This window comes from Pseudomonas sp. TSO6, from assembly GCF_056098905.1.
The window spans coordinates 58,732-77,434 of record NZ_JBLZWV010000074.1 but is presented as its reverse complement, the minus strand read 5'-3'; the positions used below and the strand labels follow the sequence as shown (position 1 = coordinate 77,434).

Below are 18,703 nucleotides of genomic sequence, written 5' to 3'. Positions count from 1 at the left end.
GAGGAAACCTCCCACCAATGAACTACTCTGATCCGGCGACGTTCGAAATATCAGGCGTCGTGGCCAAACACGGATAGGAGGGTTGTTCATGCTCGCGCAACTTCCACCTGCACTGCAGAGCCTGCGTCTGCCGCTGCGGCTGAAATTGTGGGACGGTAACCAATTTGATCTCGGGCCCAGCCCGCAGGTCACCATTCTGGTCAAAGAGCCACAGTTGATCAGCCAGTTGACGCACCCGAGTCTTGAGCAGTTGGGCACCGCATTCGTCGAAGGCAAGCTGGAGCTGGAAGGCGATATCGGTGAAGCCATCCGCGTATGCGATGAGCTGAGCGAGGCGCTGCTGGCTGATGACGACCATGCTTCGCCGCCGCGGCTTGCCCATGACAAGAGCACTGACGCCGAAGCCATCTCCTACCACTATGATGTTTCCAACGCGTTCTACCGGCTGTGGCTGGACCAGGACATGGCCTATTCGTGCGCTTACTTTCGCGAGCCTGATAACACGCTCGATCAGGCGCAGCAGGACAAGTTCGACCACCTGTGTCGCAAGTTGCGCTTGAATGCCGGCGACTACCTGCTGGACGTTGGCTGTGGTTGGGGTGGGCTTGCGCGCTTCGCTGCACGTGAATATGACGCCAAGGTATTCGGCATCACCTTGAGCAAGGAGCAGCTCAAGCTTGGCCGGCAGAGAGTCAAGGCCGAAGGCTTGGCCGACAAGGTCGACCTGCAGATTCTCGACTACCGAGACCTGCCTCAGGATGGCCGCTTCGACAAGGTTGTCAGCGTTGGCATGTTCGAGCATGTGGGGCATGCCAACCTGGCGCTGTATTGCCAGAAGTTGTTCGGCGCCGTGAGGGAAGGGGGGCTGGTGATGAACCACGGTATCACCGCCAAGCACATCGATGGCCGCCCGGTTGGGCGTGGTGCAGGTGAGTTCATCGACCGCTACGTGTTCCCCCATGGCGAGCTACCTCACCTGTCGATGATCAGCGCCAACATCTGTGAAGCGGGGCTGGAGGTGGTAGACGTGGAAAGCCTGCGCCTGCACTACGCCAAGACCTTGCATCACTGGAGCGCAAATCTTGAGAACCAGTTGCACAAGGCGGCAGCGCTGGTGCCGGAAAAGACCCTGCGCATCTGGCGCCTGTACCTCGCAGGGTGTGCGTATGCCTTTGAGAAGGGCTGGATCAACCTGCACCAGATATTGGCGGTGAAGCCATACGCCGATGGGCACCATGACCTGCCCTGGACGCGCGAAGATCTATATCGCTAAGCATGTAGATGCGGATTTGATGGGAGCGGCCTTGTGTCGCGAAAGGGCCCGCTCCCACACTCAGACTGCTTAGCTTAAAGGATTGGCGAAATCAGCCGTGCAATCCGCATCCCCAATTGCTGCAGTCGATGAGTGTCTTGGCTGTCCTCTGCAGTGATTTCCCGCGACTGTTCAAAGTCATTGATCAGCATCTTCTCCACCTGGTCGGCGAAGCTGCGGTCGACGGTCAGCAGGGTGATCTCGAAGTTCAGACGGAAAGAGCGGTTGTCCAGGTTGGCACTGCCGATCGCGCTGACATCATCATCCACCAGCACCACCTTCTGATGCAGAAAGCCCGGCTGATAGCGGAACATGCGTATACCCGCGCGCACCGCTTCGAAGGCGAACAGGCTGGAGGCGGCATAGACCACCCGGTGGTCTGGCCGTGACGGGATCAGCACTCGCACATCGACCCCACGCAGTACCGCCAGGCGCAAGGCGGCGAACACCGCCTCGTCAGGGATGAAGTAAGGGCTGGTGATCCACACCCGTCGGGTAGCGGAATGAATTGCTTCGAGGAAGAACAGCGAGCAGGTTTCCTGCGGGTCGGCCGGGCCGCTGGCCAAGGCCTGGCATAGCACCCCGTTATCTGGGTAGGTATCTGGCAGGATCAGCGGCGGCAGCTGGCGCGTGGCCCAGTACCAATCCTCGGCGAACGACTCCTGCAGGCAGGCCAGCACCGGCCCGCTGATCTGTACATGGGTGTCGCGCCAGGGGGAAAGCTTCGGGTGCTCACCGAGGTATTCGTCACCTACGTTGTGCCCACCAATGAAACCCAGCAGGCCGTCCACTACCACGATCTTGCGATGGTTGCGGAAGTTAACCTGGAAGCGGTTGAACCATCCGCGGCGAGTGGCGAAGGCATGAATCTGTACACCACCGTCGCGCAGCTGCTGGCTGTATCTGGCTGGCAAGGCATGGCTGCCAACGCGGTCATACAGCACGAACACCTGCACCCCTTCGGCAGCCTTGCGTAGCAGAAGCTGCTGTAATGCCTTACCGAGGGTGTCGTCATGGATGATGAAGAACTGCACCAGCACCACGTCGCGGGCTTTGTCGATGGCGGCGAAGATGGCATCGAACGTGGCTTTGCCATCGATCAGCAACTTCACCTGGTTATTCGCCAGGCAGGGCATGCGCCCCAGTTTTGGCATTGCGCGCAGGGCTGCATAGCTTTCTGATTCACGGGCGGTCAGGGCTTCTTCCACCCAGGGCCGCCAGTTGAGACTGGCCATGGCCACGTGCATTTCCTGGTTGGCCTGGCGCCTGGCCTTGATGTAGGCATAGAACGAGCGAGCGCCGAAGACCAGGTAGGGGATCAAGGTAAGGTAGGGGATGAAGACCAACGGCATGGCCCAGGCGATTGCGCCTTGGGCGGTACGCACGGTGAAGATCGCGTGCAGTGCGGCGACGATACCCAGTAGGTGAATCAGTCCGAGTAGGTAACCAAAAAAGTAGGGGCTGTGGTAGTCCATATGCATCCTGCTTGCCGAGTACACTTGAGCTAACAGAACACGTTCCCGGTCCGCCTTGCAACCTGAAGGTGGATTTGGCGTCCAAGGTTGAGCCCGGCCCGCTTGGCCGGTTTTTTCAGGAGCGATCGTCCATGAAGATTCGTCTACCACTGTTGGCGTTGGCCCTGGCTGCGAGCAGCCCGCTGGTGCATGCGCAGGTGCTGCAACCAGGTTTGTGGGAGCTGACCACCAGCAACATGCAGGTCGATGGCAAGCCGCTACCCGACATGCAGTTCATGCTCGGTCAGTTGAAAAACCTGCCGCCAGAGCAGCGCGCGATGATGGAAGGGGTGTTGGCCAAACAAGGGGTGACGGTCGGTGGCAACGGCGTGCGTTCGTGCCTGACGCCAGAGCAGGTGGCAACCAACGACATCCCACTGCAGGACCCGAAGTCAGGCTGCACCCAGAAGATCACCGACCGTACCGGTAATGTTTGGAAGTTCCAGTTCAGCTGCCCCAAGGCACAGGGCACTGGCCAGGCCACCTTCCTCAGTGACCGGGAATTCACCACGCAGGTCAGTGGTACCTTCAACGCTTCGGGTGTACAGCAGCAAGGCAGCATGAACACCCGTGCGGTGTGGCTGGGCAATGACTGTGGCACGGTCAAACCGCGCAGCTGACGTCCCATTGCCATTGGCTGGTGGCGACGGCGTCGTGGGCATGCAGGCTTTCTGCATGCTCCACGCGCAGCTTGAAGGCCGTGCTCCATTCCAGTTGCCGTAGCGCCTTGTGCAGGCGTCGTGCGGCGTCTTCACAGAACATCAGGTTCTGCCCGTTGGCCAAGGCGAACGCTTGCTCGTCCGCACGCTTTACAGCGGTCTGCACAGCGGTCCCCAAGCTTGCCTCAATGCAATCGATCAATTCGGTGATGGGTAATACGTGCTCATTGCTGCGCAGCCTTACCTGAATGTGTGCGGTACTTCGTTGGCTGTGCGGCGTCGCCACAATACCTGCGGCACTGCCAAGCCACTGCATTACTGCAGATTTATCGACTTGGTCTTCGCTGAAGTCGTCCAGGAACTGCTGTTGGATCATCTGGCGTGCAAGCGCAGCCGAGCATGGACAGGTAGAGGAGTAAGGTACGGAAACAGATAGTTCCACGTGGAACATTTCGTTTTCTATCCGTGCATCGACCGTAGCGGCGTAGCTTTTCCAGCCTGCCAAGGGGCTGATCAAGGCCGGCCTTTTCAGCAGATGCTCAAACCGCAGGCGCAGGTAGGCTGCCGAAGAAAGGCCTTCATGGCTGCTCAGGAACTCAGCCAGTAGCTGTCTGATTGCTAGTGGAGTGAGGGGCTGGTGCTCCAATGTCTCAAGGGCAAGGTAAAGTCGCGACATATGGATACCGCGTGAACTGCCGTCTACCAGGCTTACCCCTGCATCGATTTTGGCGGCTGCGGTGCGCCCTTCGAATTGCACAGGCAAGGCAATCCCGCACATGCCCACCCAGTCCAAAGGCAAGGTGTACTCCAGGGTTTGTGCTGCGATGTCGGGGAGCTTGAGCTGGGTCATCTGGCTTTCCAAACGAAAAGGGGCAATCAGTGGCAACCGCCGATCAAGCTGCAATGCAGCTTGAAGCGCTGCCCACTGGAGCTGGATACGCGGTTCAGGGTGGTCCAGCCAACTCGACGGCTGTAACCCACCCAGGCTTCGCCATCGCTGGCCAGGCCGGTAAAAAAGGTCAACGTGCCATAGCGGCTGTTGGTTTGTGCCCACAGGCGCCGGCTGCTGAAGTCGTAGCCCCGCAGGTAGAACGTACTGCCTTCGCTGCGCACGCTGTAAGAACTGCCATTTCCGTCCTGGCAGGCAAGCAGTGTCGCGCTGCGTGTACACATCGCTAATGGGCTGTTCTTTGGCATGGCGAACAGCGAAGTAGGCATGGCGAGCAACAGCAACACCATGGCGCGCAGCAGGTTCATTTTTCATCCCCGGTGAATACTCGTCCGTCGAGAACGGCTTGGCGAAATTGTATTGTTACTTTATAACATTGTGCAATGCATCGTTTCGAATGCGCTCGCCTGAAGAGGTTTCGCCATGTCCAATCGTCTCCCTGTCACCGTGCTGTCCGGCTTCCTTGGCGCCGGCAAGAGCACCTTGCTTAACCATGTGCTGCGTAACCGCGACAACCTGCGGGTCGCGGTCATCGTCAACGACATGAGTGAAATCAACATCGACGCCAGCGAGGTGCAGCGCAACGTCAGCCTCAACCGCGCTGAAGAGAAACTGGTCGAGATGAGCAACGGCTGCATCTGCTGCACACTGCGTGAAGACCTGCTCGAAGAGGTGGCGCGGCTGGCCGAGGAAGGCCGCTTCGATTATTTGCTCATTGAGTCCACGGGTATCTCGGAGCCGCTGCCGGTTGCCGAGACGTTCACGTTTCGCGACGAGCAGGGCCGCAGCCTTTCCGATATGGCGCGGTTGGACACCATGGTCACCGTGGTCGATGGCCTGAATTTTTTACGCGATTACCAGGCAGCAGACAGCCTGGCCAGCCGTGGCGAAACCTTGGGCGAAGAGGACGAGCGCTCGATCAGCGACCTGTTGATCGAACAGGTGGAGTTCGCCGATGTGCTGTTGTTGAGCAAGATCGACCTGATCAGCCAGCACGAGCGTGAAGAACTCATGGCCATTTTGCGTAGCCTCAACGCCCGGGCGCAGATCGTGCCCATGGTCATGGGCCAGGTGCCGCTGGCGCGCATCCTGGACACTGGCCTGTTCGACTTCGACCAGGCTGCTCAAGCGCCTGGCTGGTTGCAAGAATTGCGCGGCGAGCATGTGCCGGAGACTGAAGAGTACGGCATCGCGGCCACGACCTGGCAGGCGCGGAGGCCACTTCATCCCCAACGCTTCTTCGACTTTATCCACATGCCCTGGAGTAATGGTCGGCTGCTGCGTTCGAAGGGTTTTTTCTGGTTGGCCAGCAAGTACCAGGAAGCCGGTAGCTGGTCCCAGGCAGGTGGCATGATGCGTCACGGCCTGGCGGGCCGTTGGTGGCGTTTCGTGCCGCGCGAGCAGTGGCCGCAGGATGTGGATAACACTGCCGATATCTTGAAACACTGGCACGCCGAAACCGGTGACTGCCGGCAGGAATTGGTGTTCATTGGTCAGAATATCGACTTCAAAAAGTTATCCACAGAGCTTGAGGCGTGCTTGTTGACGGATGAAGAAATGGAGTTGGGGCCTATGGGTTGGTGGCGTCTGCCCGATCCATTTGGCCCTTGGCACGAGGAGGCAGCAGCATGAACCAGGCGCTCAAGCCTGTGGATATCTTTCAGGTATTTGGCGAAACGCCGCTGGTGTTGACCGACGTGCTGCAGGACGGCGTGAACCTGGCGGTCTGGCGCCGGCGCTTGCCGCCACAGCTGGAGGATTTTGCCGAGCTGGTTGTCAGCCTTGGGCAACCCCTGGCAGATCAGTGGGTAATCGATGTGGACGAGCAGCAGATGCCGGTTTTGTCGGATTTGCTACGCGAAGCGGCAGACTTCCACGGTTACGAAGCATTCGTGGCCGATGTAGCCTGGCTGGTGGCGGCCTATACCTGCCTGGTTGGCGCGCGGCGGGTCGGTTTACGCCTGCGGGTGCTGACCGGGCCCATGTGCCCGCGCTTCCATGTGGATAACGTGCCGTTGCGATTGCTCACCACCTATGCGGGCCCGGGTAGCGAGTGGTTGCGAGAGCAGGAAAGCCGGCGCGGGGAGTTACACACAGCTCAAGTGCCTGTGGATAACATTCAGAAACTGCACGTCGGTGAAGTGGCTGTACTCAAGGGCGAGAAGTGGCAGGGCAACGAAGGTGCAGGGCTTGTGCACCGCTCGCCCTCGGGCCAGCAAGGGCGCCTGCTGCTCAGCCTTGACTGGCTAGCCTGACGGCGCATAGTGAGCCATCACCCCGCCTGAAGCCATCCCATGCTGCAGAACATTCCCACCCATGTAATTGCTGGCCCACTGGGGGCCGGCAAGACCACCCTGATCCGCCATCTGCTTGCCCAGCGCCCGGCCAACGAACGCTGGGCGGTATTGATCAACGAATTCGGCCTGGTTGGCCTGGATGCGGCCTTGCTCAGCCGCGACGAAGATGGCATCGCCATCGGCGAGGTTGCAGGCGGCTGCCTGTGTTGTGTCAACGGCATGCCGTTTCAGGTGGGCCTGGGCCGGTTGTTGCGCAAATCCCGGCCTGACCGGCTGTTTATCGAGCCGTCTGGCCTGGGCCACCCGCTGCAGCTGCTTGCTCAGCTGAAGCAGGCTCCGTGGGCTGGAGTGCTGACAATTCAGCCGTTGTTGATGGTTGTCGATGCGCAATCCATGGTGCGAAACGAGCCGCTTCCGGAGGCACAACAGCAGGCTTTCAACGCGTCTGAATACGTGGTTTTCAACAAGGCAGAGGCTGTGGATGAAAAATCTAAGTTGTTGATAACTAATAAATTTAACGACAAGAATGTGATGTGGTCGGTACAGGGCCAGGTGCCGCTCTCATGCCTTCCTGGCGCCCTGGTAAAGATTGTCGACAGCCCGTTTGAGGAAAACCAGATTGTCGACAATCTTCAGGGTCCCCCAACAATATTGTGGACAGACCCCAGCCAGCCGATCTGTCTTGCCCAGGAGGGGGAGGGAGGTTGGAGCATTGGCTGGCGCTGGCATCCCGCACAGCAGTTTTATCCACAGCGCCTACAGGCGTTCTTGGGGACCTTGCCATGGCGGCGTGCGAAAGGGGTTATCCACAGCGTGGAAGGTTGGCTGTCATTCAATGGGCTCAAGGGTGACATGCCGATGTGGCAGCCCAGTAAATGGCGAAGGGATAGCCGTATCGAGCTGATTTTTGATCAGCCGCAATCGCAACCCACACTGCAAGCGGGGTTGAGCGAATGCCGCGTCAGCTGATCAATTGCGCCAGCGATTGTGCTCCTGGCGCCACTGCTGCATCTCGATGACATTGTCGGTGCGTGGCGGGGTCTTGATTTCGAACGGGTAGGGCGCCAGCTCGATCTGCACGCTGTGCGCGCCAAACTGGGTCACGGTACCGGGGTGGCGTTGCTCGCCGGTAACGGTGAATTCGAAGGCATAGACGCGTGCCAGGCGCTTGCGGCCATTGGCATCACGGACAAAGGCGATGCGCTTGAGTGCGACGGCATCGTCGAGCAGCTCGAGGTCGAGCTTGGCGCAGTGCTGTTTGACCCGTTCAAGGGCTTTTTCGCGCAACCCATGGTTGTGCCACAACCAGCCGCCTGCCGTGGCTAACAGCATCAGGACGAAGACATTCTCCAGGGTCAACATTTGCATATGCTCCAAACAGGTAGATCCAGCTTAACTGCGTCCCTGGCCTGTCGTACAGGTGGCAATCGAGTTCATACTGCGCTGCGCACAATCCTTGAAACAGCTTTGGAAACCCCCGCATGAAACGTACCCCGCACCTGCTCGCCATCCAGTCCCATGTGGTGTTCGGCCACGCCGGCAACAGCGCCGCGGTGTTTCCCATGCAGCGTATCGGGGTCAATGTCTGGCCACTCAATACCGTGCAGTTCTCCAATCACACACAGTATGGCCAGTGGGCGGGTGAAGTGCTTGCCCCGGCGCAAATTCCTGCATTGGTGGAAGGTATTTCCAACATTGGCGAACTGGGTCACTGCGATGCGGTGCTTTCTGGCTACCTTGGCAGTGCCGAGCAGGGGCGGGCTATTCTGGCGGGTGTCGAGCGGATCAGGGCGGTAAACCCCAAGGCTTTGTACTTGTGTGACCCGGTCATGGGGCACCCGGAGAAGGGCTGCATCGTGCCACAGGAAGTCAGCGAGTTCCTGCTCGACGAGGCGGCGGCGCGGGCCGACATCCTGTGCCCCAACCAGCTGGAGCTGGACAGCTTCTGTGGGCGCCGCGCGCAATCGCTGGAGGATTGCGTGGGCATGGCGCGCAGCCTGTTGCAGCGTGGGCCGCAGGTGGTACTGGTCAAACACCTGGTTTACCCCGGGCGGGCCGAAGACCAGTTCGAAATGCTGCTGGTGACCGCCGAGCACAGCTGGCACCTGCGCCGCCCGCTGCTGGCGTTCCCGCGCCAGCCGGTGGGGGTGGGTGACCTGACCTCAGGCTTGTTCCTGGCCCGCGTGCTGCTCGGCGACAGCTGGGTGCAGGCGTTCGAATTCACGGCTGCAGCCGTGCATGAGGTGCTGCTGGAAACCCAGGCCTGTGCCAGCTACGAACTGCAGCTGGTACGGGCCCAGGACCGCATCGCCCACCCGCGGGTGCGCTTTGAGGCGCAGTTGCTGGCGTTTTAGATCGCGTCGGTTTTCAGGTCTTGGTAGCGCTTCTCCAGCTCTTGGCGGATCTGGCGGCGCTGCTGGCCTTGCAGGAAGCGGCGTTTTTCTTCGCTGCTGTGCGGCTGGCGCGGCGGCACCGGCACCGGGCGGCGGTTGTCATCGACTGCGACCATGGTGAAGAAGCAGCTGTTGGAATGACGCACCGAGCGCTCGCGGATGTTCTCGGTCACCACTTTGATGCCGACTTCCATCGAGGTGTTGCCGGTGTAGTTGACCGACGCCAGGAAGGTCACCAGTTCACCCACGTGCACGGGCTCGCGGAAAATCACCTGGTCGACCGACAGGGTCACCACATAGCTGCCGGCATAGCGGCTGGCGCACGCGTAGGCCACTTCGTCGAGGTACTTGAGCAAGGTGCCGCCATGTACGTTGCCAGAAAAGTTGGCCATGTCCGGGGTCATCAGGACGGTCATGCTCAGCTGGGCGTTTCCAGGTTCCATAGTGTGCTCACGGTGAGGTTGCGCTGAATCGGGCGAATGGAGGGCGTTATCTGCTGACACTTCTGTTCCCCTCTTTTGAATTTGCCGTACGAATACGGGACGTTGCCTGACGCGCCATCGTCACGCTGATCATGCCATCAGCGGCGCTTTTCCAGCCGATCTGTTTCTGCATATTGCACCGGCTATTTGCGGCGAGGCGCGATGTTAACCTGAGTACGCCCATGCACCATGGGCTTTCCTGCACTCAATACAGTATGTACTTGCTGCTCGCTCAGGTTTGCCTTGGCAGAGGAGCGGTCTGCCCAGGCATCCATAAAAAGACGAGAAAAGGAGTATCACGCCATGCATGCCATCAGCTTCATCCAGGACCTGGCAGTCATCATGATGGTCGCTGGCGTGGTCACCATTGTTTTTCACCGCCTCAAGCAGCCGGTGGTGCTGGGCTACATTGTCGCCGGCTTCATCATCGGCCCGCACACCCCGCCATTCGGCCTGATCCATGACGAAGAGACTATCAAGATCCTTGCCGAACTGGGGGTGATCTTCCTGATGTTCTGCCTGGGGCTCGAATTCAGCCTGCGCAAGCTGTTCAAGGTGGGCGCCACGGCGTTCATCGCGGCGTTCCTGGAAATCGTGCTGATGATCTGGATCGGTTTCGAGATCGGCCGCTGGTTCGGCTGGAGCACCATGGATTCACTGTTCCTCGGCGCGATCCTGGCCATTTCCTCGACCACCATCATCGTCAAGGCACTGAACGACCTGAAGATGAAGAACGAGCGCTTCGCCCAGCTGATCTTCGGCGTACTGATCGTGGAGGACATCCTCGGCATCGGCATTATCGCCCTGCTGTCAGGCATTGCTGTCAGCGGCTCGGTCAGCTCGGGGGAAGTGTTCTCCACCGTAGGAAAATTGTCGCTGTTCATGATCGTTGCCTTGGTCATCGGCATTCTGCTGGTGCCGCGGCTGCTGGCCTATGTGGCCAAGTTCGAAAGCAACGAAATGCTGCTGATTACCGTGCTTGGCCTGTGCTTCGGCTTCTGCCTGTTGGTGGTGAAGCTGGAATACAGCATGGTGCTGGGCGCCTTCCTGATTGGCGCGATCATGGCCGAATCGCGTCAGTTGCTGAAGATCGAACGCCTGATCGAGCCGGTACGTGACCTGTTCAGCGCCATCTTCTTCGTCGCCATCGGCCTGATGATCGACCCTCAGGTACTCGTCGATTACGCCTGGCCGATCGTGGTCATTACCTTGGCGGTGGTACTGGGCAAGATGCTCTCCTGTGGCATGGGGGCGTTCATTGCCGGTAATGACGGGCGCACGTCGCTGCGGGTGGGCATGGGCCTTTCGCAGATTGGCGAGTTTTCCTTCATCATCGCGGCGCTGGGCATGACGCTGCAGGTGACCAGCGACTTCCTGTACCCGGTGGCGGTCGCAGTATCGGCCATCACCACGCTGTTGACGCCTTACCTGATCCGTGCGGCCGACCCGCTGTCGCAAAAGCTTGGCAATGTGGTGCCCAGCCGCCTGGCGCGGGTGCTTTCGTTGTATGGCGAGTGGTTGCGCAACATCCAGCCGCAGGGCGAGAGCGCCATGCTGGCCGCAATGATCCGGCGCATCCTGTTGCAGGTGGGGGTGAACCTGGCGCTGGTGATCGCCATCTTCTTCAGTGGTGGTTACTTTGCAGGGCGTATCGGCAACTGGCTCAGTGAGTGGGTCGGCGATGTCAGCCAGCAGAAGGCGATGATCTGGGGGGCGGCGTTGTTGCTGTCGCTGCCATTCCTGATCGCTGCCTATCGCAAGCTCAAGGCGCTGTCGATGCTGCTGGCAGAAATGGGCGTGAAGGCGGAAATGGCCGGGCGGCATACCCAGCGTGTACGCCGCGTGATCGCCGAAGTTATTCCGCTGTTGTCACTGCTGGTGATTTTCCTGCTGCTGTCGGCATTGTCGGCGAGCATTCTGCCCACCAGCGAGTTGCTGTTGGTCATTGCCGTGGTGGCCGCAGTGGTGGTGGCCTTGTTGTGGCGCTGGTTCATCCGCGTGCACACGCGCATGCAGATTGCCTTGCTGGAGACGCTGGAAAACAGTCGCGAGAATACGCACTGAAGGGAGCAATGCTCCCTGCGCAAGATTTCATCGTCGTCCGAGGGGATGGAGCGGTAGCAATGTCGCCAGGCGCAGAAAGCCTGGCGATTTTAATCAGGGTGGTGGCACTAAGCCATAAATTTTACAGCTGCAGGCTGTGAACGGGCTTGGTGGGAGCAACTTTCTTGCACATCACACATCACTTGTAGGAGCAGCCTTGTGCTGCGAAGAGGCCGGTAAGGCTAACGACTATCTGCGGCTGCAATGGCCTCTTCGCAGCGCAAGGCTGCTCCTACAGGGATCGTGGTAACGCAGGCAATGGGGGGATCAGCTCTCCAGCCACACATCCCGCGCCCAGTGCCACACCGACTCCCAGCTCTCTTCACCGGCGATTTCCTCTTCCGCATCCCACAGCACCACGGTGCCGTCTTCTTCGACGCAGTAGTAGTTGTCGCCGTCCTGGCACAGCGGAATCAGGTCGCGCGGCACGCCGGCATCCCAGGCGTTGGCGGCGACGTCGGGCAGGTAGGTGTGCGATTGTGGGTCGGTGACAGTCACCGGCTCCAGCGAGCCATACACCACGTCGCTGACGGTCAGTAGAAACTCTTTGAACACGAAGGGTATGTTGATGAACAGCTCTTCTTCGATTTCGACCAACTGGTCCTCGTCGGGAAGCTCCAGGGGCACCGGCACTGGCTGATTGGCTTCACGGAGTTGTTCGATCACTTCTTCCACGGTTCACTTCCTCTGACCTAGATGACAACGCTGCGCGTTATACCCTAGTAGGCCACTCTGGCAAAAGCAAAAACCCCGGGGCAGGCCCGGGGTTTTTTTGTACAGCACGCTGCGGTTAGCCGTTTTGACGGATACCGGCGACCAGCCAAGGCTGGTTCTCGCCTGGGGCGCGAACCATGTGCCAGCTTTCGCTGAACACTTCGCCCTGGTCGAAGCGCGAGTTCTTCGACACGCCACGGAAGGTCAGGGTGGCGTCGGTACGGTCGGCTCGGTCGTCGATACCGTCCAGCTGTACTTCGAGGTTGTCGATGTAGGTGGACTGGAAGCCGTCACCCAGTTCAGCACGCTCACGCTTGAGGAACTCGAGCATTTGCGGGGTGACGAACTCGGTGATCTTGTCCATTTCGTTGGCATCCCAGTGCTGCTGCAGCGACTGGAAGTGGTTACGGGCAGCAGCCAGGAAGCTTTGCTCGTTGAACCAGGCCGGGGCGTTGATCACCGGGGCAGCGGCGGCAGGTGCAGCCGAACCACCAAACACCGATGGCTGTGCCGGCTGGTTGTGAGCTTCACGCTGCATCGGCGCATGGCCTGGCATGGCCATTTGCGGCTGCTGCTGGCGGCGGCGTGCGGCAATGAAGCGGAACACCAGGAAGGCGATGAGCGCCACGATCAGGAAGTCCATGATCTGGAAGCCCTCGAAACCGTCGCCCATGAACATGGACGCCAGCAGGCCACCGGCGGCGAGGCCGGCCAGTGGGCCCAGCCAGCGCGAAGCACCGCTGGCGGCCGGAGCTGCACGACCAGGTGCGGCAGCCGGTGCGGCGGCAGGCGTGGTTGGCGTAGCCTGGCGGGTCTGGTGGATAGGCGCGGAGCCCGAGCTCTTGCCGCCGCCGAAACGCTTGGCGTTGGCGTCCAGGCTCAGCGTCAGGCCGACGCAGAGCGCCAGTGCGATGCTAAGAAAACGTTGCATAAGTGGGATATCCCCTGTTGTGGTTTGCACGCGCGTCATGGTGCACAGGTTCCCGGGCACATGACCAGCGACATAGTGTTTCGAGCTTTTGCCTGAATGTTACAAGGCCCCCCGGCAGGGCGGCCTTGGTCTTCAGATGGCTTCGAGCTTGGCGTACCCCAGCATCAGCCACTTGCTGCCTTCGGCAAAGTTCACCTGCACCCGTGCCTGGGCGCCCGAACCCTCGAAGTTGAGGATCACGCCTTCGCCAAACACCGCATGTTGCACACGCTGACCGAGGTTGAACGCTGTCTGCGGAATATTGGCATTGGCGAACAGGTTGCTGTTGGTGGCCGTCTTGGCCCCACTGAACGGGCGGCTGACGCTGTTGGACAGGCGCACTTCCTGAATCAGGCCGGCCGGAATTTCACGTACGAAACGCGACACCTTGTTGTAGGTCTCGCTGCCATACAGGCGACGTGTTTCGGCGTAGGTCATGACCAGTTGGCGCATGGCGCGGGTAATCCCGACATAGGCCAGGCGGCGTTCCTCTTCCAGGCGGCCGGGCTCTTCCAGGCTCATCTTGTGCGGGAACAGGCCTTCTTCCATACCCACCAGGAACACATACGGGAACTCCAGGCCCTTGGCGCTGTGCAAGGTCATCAGCTGGACGCTGTCCTCATGCTCGTCGGCCTGGGTATCGCCGGCTTCGAGCGAGGCATGGCCGAGGAAGGCCGAGAGCGGCGAGAGATCGGCGTCTTCGTCGGTGGACTCGAAGTTGCGCGCCGCGCTCACCAGTTCCTCAAGGTTTTCTACCCGTGCCTGGCCCTTTTCACCCTTTTCTTCCTGGTGATAGGTGATCAGCCCGGACTGTTCGATGGTGGTCTGGGTCATGGTATGCAGGGGCATGTCCGTGACCTTGGCAGCCAACCCCTCGATCAGCTCGATGAAGGCACCCAGGGCGCTGGCGGCGCGGCCCTTCATGGCCTTGGCCGCCAGCAGCTGGCACATGGCTTCCCACATCGACAGCTGGCTGTGGCGGGCATGCTCACGGATGGCTTCGACGGTTTTCTCGCCAATGCCGCGTGGCGGCACGTTGATCACCCGCTCCAGGGCCGCGTCGTTGCCACGCCCTTCGATCAGCCGCAGGTAAGCCATGGCGTTCTTGATTTCGGCGCGTTCGAAGAAGCGCTGGCCACCATAGATGCGGTAGGGGATACGCTCGCGCAGCAGGGCCTCTTCCAGCACCCGCGACTGGGCGTTGGAACGGTACAGAATGGCGATTTCGTTACGCGCATTGCCCTGCTTGACCAGGCTTTCGATGGTTTCCACCACGTAGCGCGCTTCGTCGTGCTCATTGTAGGCCGCGTACAGGGTCAGCGGTTCGCCTTCGCCCATGTCGGTCCACAGTTCTTTGCCCAGGCGCCCGGTGTTGTTGACGATCAGCGCGTTGGCGGCCTTGAGGATGCCGCCGGTGGAGCGGTAGTTCTGCTCCAGCCGGATCATTTCGGCGTCGGGGAAGTCGGCCGTGTACTGGTGGATGTTCTCGATCTTGGCACCGCGCCAGCCGTAGATCGACTGGTCGTCGTCGCCCACCGCCATCAGGCTGGCACCACCGCGCGCCAGCAGGCGCAGCCAGGCGTACTGCACGGCGTTGGTATCCTGGAATTCGTCTACCAGCACATGCTGGAAGCGCCGCTGGTAGTGCTCAAGCAGGCCCGGGTGGTCGCGCCACAGGTCCAGGGCGCGCAGCAACAGTTCGGAGAAGTCGATGACCCCGGCGCGCTCACAGGCCTGTTCGTAGGCGGTATACACCTCGCGCATGGTCGCCAGGAACAGGTCGCCCCCAGCCTGTATATGCTGCGGGCGCAGGCCTTCGTCCTTCTGCCCGTTGATGAACCACTGGGCCTGGCGTGCCGGCCACTTCTGCTCATCCAGGCCCAGCTCGCGCATGACCCGCTTGATCAGGCGCTGCTGGTCATCGCTGTCGAGGATCTGGAAGTTCTGCACCAGCCGCGCTTCCTGCCAGTGGGCCCGCAGCAGGCGATGGGCCAGGCCGTGGAAGGTGCCGACCCACATGCCTGCCGGGTTGATCCCCAGCAGTTGCTCGATCCGGTGGCGCATTTCTGCCGCCGCCTTGTTGGTGAAGGTCACCGACAGGATCGAATGCGGCGATGCCTGCTCCACCTGGATCAGCCAGGCGATGCGGTGCACCAGCACGCGGGTTTTACCGGAGCCGGCGCCAGCAAGCACCAGTTGACGCCCGAGCTTGGCCGCGACGGCCTGGCGTTGAGCATCGTTGAGGGAGTTCAGCAGGAGGGAGAGGTCATCTGTGTGCATCGGGCCATTCTAGGGCGCAGCAGGGGAAGGGTAAATGGCACTGTATAAATATTCACCCTGGCAAACATACAAAGCGGCCACTACAGGCGATGCGCTTGCAGTGGCCGCCGCGTCTACATCAATGGGTTTCCACGATGTCGGTGATGCAGGCGATCAGTTTACCGTCGTGGATAATGTCCACCTTCGGGATCTGGCCGTGCTCGTCTTGCGTTTCGAACGTCACTTGCTTGTCGCAGACAACCTGCATGAAGTTACCGTCCTGTTGCTGCAGTTCAAGCTCCAGGGCCAGTGCAAAGGACCTGTCCTGCTTTCTGCGCTTGACCAGTACCGGTACTATGCCTGGATGGCTGACGGTGATGGTCCCGTTCACCCGCAGGCGGGTGCCTGGTGGCATTTTGTCGTGCTGGGCTTGCCAGTCTTTGCAGTCGATGATCATGGTAAAACTCCTGTCCTGGAAAGCGCGGTATGCCCCTTCCGAACGACAGATTGCTTGCGGCACCTACCCGCAAAGCAGAGCGAAGCGCTTCAGCTGTACCAATGCCTACCATGCCTGGCCAGCAGGCTGCCGGCCTGTTCCGGGCCATTGCTGCCGGCGGCGTAGTGGCGGGGCGCCTGAAAGTGCTCCTGCCAACCCTTTATTACCGGGTCGACCCAGTGCCAGGCCGCCTCCACTTCATCGCGGCGCATGAACAGTGTCGAATCACCCTCTACGATGTCCAGCAGCAGCCGTTCGTAAGCTTCCCAGCGGCGAGTCTGGCTGAACACCTGAGCCAGGTTCAGGTCCAGCTCGACCGGTTCCAGCCGCATGCCCCTGCCTGGGCTTTTGGTCATCATGCGCAGACTGATGCGCTCCTCCGGCTGCAACTGGATCAATAGCTGGTTGACCTGGCCACCGCTGAACAGCTCGTGGGGTACCGGCTTGAACTGGATGACAATCTGCGACGAGCGGCGCGCCATGCGCTTGCCGGTGCGCAAGTAGAAAGGCACACCTGCCCAGCGCCAGTTGTCGATGTGCGCTTCGATGGCCACGAAGGTTTCGGTATCGCTGTCGTTGTCGACGTCCTTTTCGAAGTAATAGGCCGGCACCTCCTGGCCGCCGATGTGCCCGGCACCGTACTGACCGCGCACGGTCTTGTCCTGCACGTCCTGGCCGGTGATGGGTTTGAGGGCCCGCAGGATCTTCACCTTTTCGTCGCGCACCGCTTCAGCCTCGAACTGCGCAGGGGGCTCCATGGCCACCAGGCACAGCAGCTGCAACAGGTGGTTTTGCAGCATGTCACGGGTTGCCCCGGCGCGGTCGTAGTAGGCGCCGCGGTTCTCTACCCCCAGGGTTTCGCAAACGCTGATCTGTACGTGGTCGACCTGATTGTTGCGCCACACCGGCTCCAACAGGGCGTTGGCGAAGCGCAGGGCCATGAGGTTCTGCACGGTTTCCTTGCCCAGGTAGTGGTCGATGCGAAATACCTGGTTTTCGTCGAACACTGCGCCAATCGCTTCGTTGATGGCGGTGGCCGAGGCTAGCGAGTGACCAATCGGCTTCTCCAGCACGATGCGCGCTTCGGGGTCGGCCAGGCCTGCGTTACGCAGGTGGTTGGCAATCGGCACGAACAGGTTGGGAGCGGTGGCCAGGTAGAAAATGCGCGTCAGCCCGCCAGGTTCGCCCAGGTAGCGCGCCAGGCGGCCGAAGTCGGCGCTTTGCGATGCATCCATGGGGAAGTAGTCGAGGCGCGCGGCAAACCGTTGCCATATGTCTTCGTCGAAGTCATTGCGGGCAATCTGCGCTCGGCAATGGCGTTCTGCGAGCTTGAGGTATTCGTTACGGCTTATGTTGCGGCGGGCGAGGGCGATGATGCGTACCGCGTTGTTCAGGCGCGCCTCGCGATACAAGTGATAGAGCGCCGGGAGGAGTTTGTGCAGGGCCAGATCGCCGGTGCCACCGAACACCAGAATGTCGCAAGGAATAGTCAAACCGCCACTCTCCACGTTCGTTTAACTGGGCGGGTTGGCGTCCATGTAGTATAACTACAAGAAAGCTACAACCCGGCCAGTCGATCATAACCGAGTCCAGCCCGTGAATCTGTTGCAACATATCGCCCAATCGCGCCACCTGCTGCGCAAATCGGAACTCAAAGTGGCCGACCACGTGCTGCTCGACCCGGCTGCGGTCATGCACAGCTCGATGGCCGACCTGGCGCACAGCGTGGGTATCAGTGAACCGACGATCGTGCGTTTCTGCCGGGCGATCGGTTGCTCGGGCTTCCAGGACCTGAAATTGAAACTGGCGCAGAGCCTGGCCGCCGGGGCCAGTTTTGGCCAGTTCGCCATTCATGAAGACGACTCGGTTGCCGACTACAGCCTGAAGATTTTCGACACCACCCTGCATACGTTGATGGAAGTGCGCGAGCACCTCGACCCGCATGCGCTGCAACAGGCCGTGAGCGCCATGGCCCAGGCGCAGCGTGTGGAGTTCTATGGCTTTGGTGCATCCGGCGCGGTTGCGGCGGACGCCCAGCACAAGTTCTTCCGCCTGCTGCTCAGTGCGGCCGCGTATTCCGACCCGCACATGCAGGCGATGTCGGCAGTAACCTTGAGGCCTGGCGATGTGGCGGTGTGCATTTCCCAGTCGGGCCGTTCCAAGGACCTACTGATTACCGCCAACCTGGTGCGTGAGAGCGGTGCCAACCTGATTACCCTGTGCCCAAGCCAGACGCCGCTGGCCGAGCTGTCGACCGTGAACCTGGCAATCGACGTGCATGAAGACACCGAAATCTACACCCCGCTGACCTCGCGTATCGCTCACCTGGTGGTAATCGACGTGTTGGCCATGGGCGTCGCCATGGCGCGCGGCCCGAGCCTGGTCAACCACCTGAAAAGCGTGAAGCGTAGCTTGCGCAGCCTGCGTTTGTCGCCCAAGTCGATCAAGGCTACAGACGACTGATTTTCTTTCTGCGCAGGCCCTTTCGCGGGTAAACCCGCTCCCACAGGTACTGCGCACCTCTTGAAGTCGGCGCTCTCCCTGTGGGAGCGGGT

The 18,703-nt window shown here is 60.5% G+C and carries 18 protein-coding genes; 8 read left to right on the top strand and 10 right to left on the bottom strand.

Annotation, left to right across the window (positions count from 1 at the left end):
• Positions 1–88: 88 nt before the first annotated feature.
• Positions 89–1,273: a C17 cyclopropane fatty acid synthase CfaB gene (cfaB, locus tag ACN6NG_RS29575; RefSeq protein ID WP_063422565.1), complete on the top strand. Its 1,185-nt coding sequence runs from the start codon at positions 89–91 to the stop codon at positions 1,271–1,273.
• A gap of 74 nt (positions 1,274–1,347) precedes the next feature.
• Here cfaB and cls read toward each other — a convergent pair whose 3' ends face one another.
• Entirely contained in the window at positions 1,348–2,787 is a 1,440-nt protein-coding gene (gene cls / locus ACN6NG_RS29570; protein WP_063422564.1) for a cardiolipin synthase, read from the bottom strand.
• 131 nt (positions 2,788–2,918) lie between these two features.
• Here cls and ACN6NG_RS29565 point away from each other — a divergent pair, with 131 nt between their 5' ends.
• On the top strand, positions 2,919–3,446 hold the full coding sequence (locus ACN6NG_RS29565; protein WP_016502287.1) for a DUF3617 domain-containing protein: 528 nt from the start codon (positions 2,919–2,921) through the stop codon (positions 3,444–3,446).
• Here the strand turns inward: ACN6NG_RS29565 and folE2 are convergent.
• Together folE2 and ACN6NG_RS29555 are read right to left on the bottom strand one after the other, a co-directional pair.
• On the bottom strand, positions 3,430–4,335 hold the full coding sequence (gene folE2, locus ACN6NG_RS29560) for a GTP cyclohydrolase FolE2 (RefSeq protein WP_063422563.1): 906 nt from the start codon (positions 4,333–4,335) through the stop codon (positions 3,430–3,432). The two genes, ACN6NG_RS29565 and folE2, sit on opposite strands and share 17 nt — an antisense overlap.
• Before the next feature lie 26 nt (positions 4,336–4,361).
• A complete protein-coding gene (locus ACN6NG_RS29555; protein ID WP_049273931.1) occupies positions 4,362–4,742 on the bottom strand; it encodes a hypothetical protein in 381 nt (126 codons plus the stop codon).
• 115 nt (positions 4,743–4,857) lie between these two features.
• Between ACN6NG_RS29555 and zigA the strand changes: the two genes are divergently transcribed.
• The 3 genes from zigA to ACN6NG_RS29540 are packed head-to-tail and all read left to right on the top strand — an operon-like array spanning position 4,858 to position 7,700.
• Entirely contained in the window at positions 4,858–6,066 is a 1,209-nt protein-coding gene (zigA, locus tag ACN6NG_RS29550; RefSeq protein ID WP_063422562.1) for a zinc metallochaperone GTPase ZigA, read from the top strand.
• Complete coding sequence (locus ACN6NG_RS29545) at positions 6,063–6,689, top strand: DUF1826 domain-containing protein (RefSeq protein ID WP_063422561.1); 627 nt, start codon at positions 6,063–6,065, stop codon at positions 6,687–6,689. The genes zigA and ACN6NG_RS29545 overlap by 4 nt, the downstream gene beginning before the upstream one ends.
• A gap of 39 nt (positions 6,690–6,728) precedes the next feature.
• A complete protein-coding gene (locus tag ACN6NG_RS29540; protein ID WP_474317478.1) occupies positions 6,729–7,700 on the top strand; it encodes a CobW family GTP-binding protein in 972 nt (323 codons plus the stop codon).
• Here the strand turns inward: ACN6NG_RS29540 and ACN6NG_RS29535 are convergent, their stop codons facing one another.
• Positions 7,701–8,093 (bottom strand): DUF3301 domain-containing protein, encoded by a 393-nt coding sequence (locus ACN6NG_RS29535; RefSeq protein ID WP_049273938.1) that lies wholly within the window; start codon positions 8,091–8,093, stop codon positions 7,701–7,703.
• Positions 8,094–8,212: 119 nt separating this feature from the next.
• Here ACN6NG_RS29535 and pdxY point away from each other — a divergent pair, with 119 nt between their 5' ends.
• A complete protein-coding gene (gene pdxY, locus ACN6NG_RS29530) occupies positions 8,213–9,085 on the top strand; it encodes a pyridoxal kinase PdxY (RefSeq protein ID WP_016502280.1) in 873 nt (290 codons plus the stop codon).
• On the opposite strand, the gene ACN6NG_RS29525 is transcribed toward pdxY, so the two are convergent.
• Positions 9,082–9,567 carry an acyl-CoA thioesterase gene (locus ACN6NG_RS29525; protein WP_003253263.1) on the bottom strand — a complete coding sequence of 162 codons (486 nt, stop codon included), beginning with the start codon at positions 9,565–9,567 and terminating at the stop codon, positions 9,082–9,084. The two genes, pdxY and ACN6NG_RS29525, sit on opposite strands and share 4 nt — an antisense overlap.
• Positions 9,568–9,909: 342 nt before the next feature.
• Here ACN6NG_RS29525 and ACN6NG_RS29520 point away from each other — a divergent pair, with 342 nt between their 5' ends.
• Positions 9,910–11,670, top strand: coding sequence for a cation:proton antiporter (locus ACN6NG_RS29520; RefSeq protein ID WP_474317475.1), 1,761 nt, complete (start codon positions 9,910–9,912; stop codon positions 11,668–11,670).
• 306 nt (positions 11,671–11,976) lie between these two features.
• Here the strand turns inward: ACN6NG_RS29520 and ACN6NG_RS29515 are convergent, their stop codons facing one another.
• The 5 genes from ACN6NG_RS29515 to zwf form a co-directional block, all read right to left on the bottom strand.
• Entirely contained in the window at positions 11,977–12,384 is a 408-nt protein-coding gene (locus tag ACN6NG_RS29515; protein WP_016502277.1) for an SMI1/KNR4 family protein, read from the bottom strand.
• Between the two features lie 115 nt (positions 12,385–12,499).
• Complete coding sequence (locus ACN6NG_RS29510; protein ID WP_049273944.1) at positions 12,500–13,354, bottom strand: Tim44 domain-containing protein; 855 nt, start codon at positions 13,352–13,354, stop codon at positions 12,500–12,502.
• 132 nt (positions 13,355–13,486) lie between these two features.
• The gene (uvrD, locus tag ACN6NG_RS29505; RefSeq protein ID WP_016502275.1) at positions 13,487–15,673 is read right to left on the bottom strand and encodes a DNA helicase II; all 2,187 of its coding nucleotides are present in this window, start codon (positions 15,671–15,673) and stop codon (positions 13,487–13,489) included.
• 118 nt (positions 15,674–15,791) lie between these two features.
• Positions 15,792–16,109, bottom strand: coding sequence for a hypothetical protein (locus ACN6NG_RS29500; protein WP_063422556.1), 318 nt, complete (start codon positions 16,107–16,109; stop codon positions 15,792–15,794).
• Between the two features lie 89 nt (positions 16,110–16,198).
• A complete protein-coding gene (gene zwf / locus ACN6NG_RS29495) occupies positions 16,199–17,641 on the bottom strand; it encodes a glucose-6-phosphate dehydrogenase (RefSeq protein ID WP_063422554.1) in 1,443 nt (480 codons plus the stop codon).
• Between the two features lie 103 nt (positions 17,642–17,744).
• On the opposite strand from zwf, the gene hexR reads away from it, so the two are divergent.
• On the top strand, positions 17,745–18,611 hold the full coding sequence (hexR, locus tag ACN6NG_RS29490) for a transcriptional regulator HexR (RefSeq protein WP_016489869.1): 867 nt from the start codon (positions 17,745–17,747) through the stop codon (positions 18,609–18,611).
• The last annotated feature ends 92 nt before the right edge of the window (positions 18,612–18,703 follow it).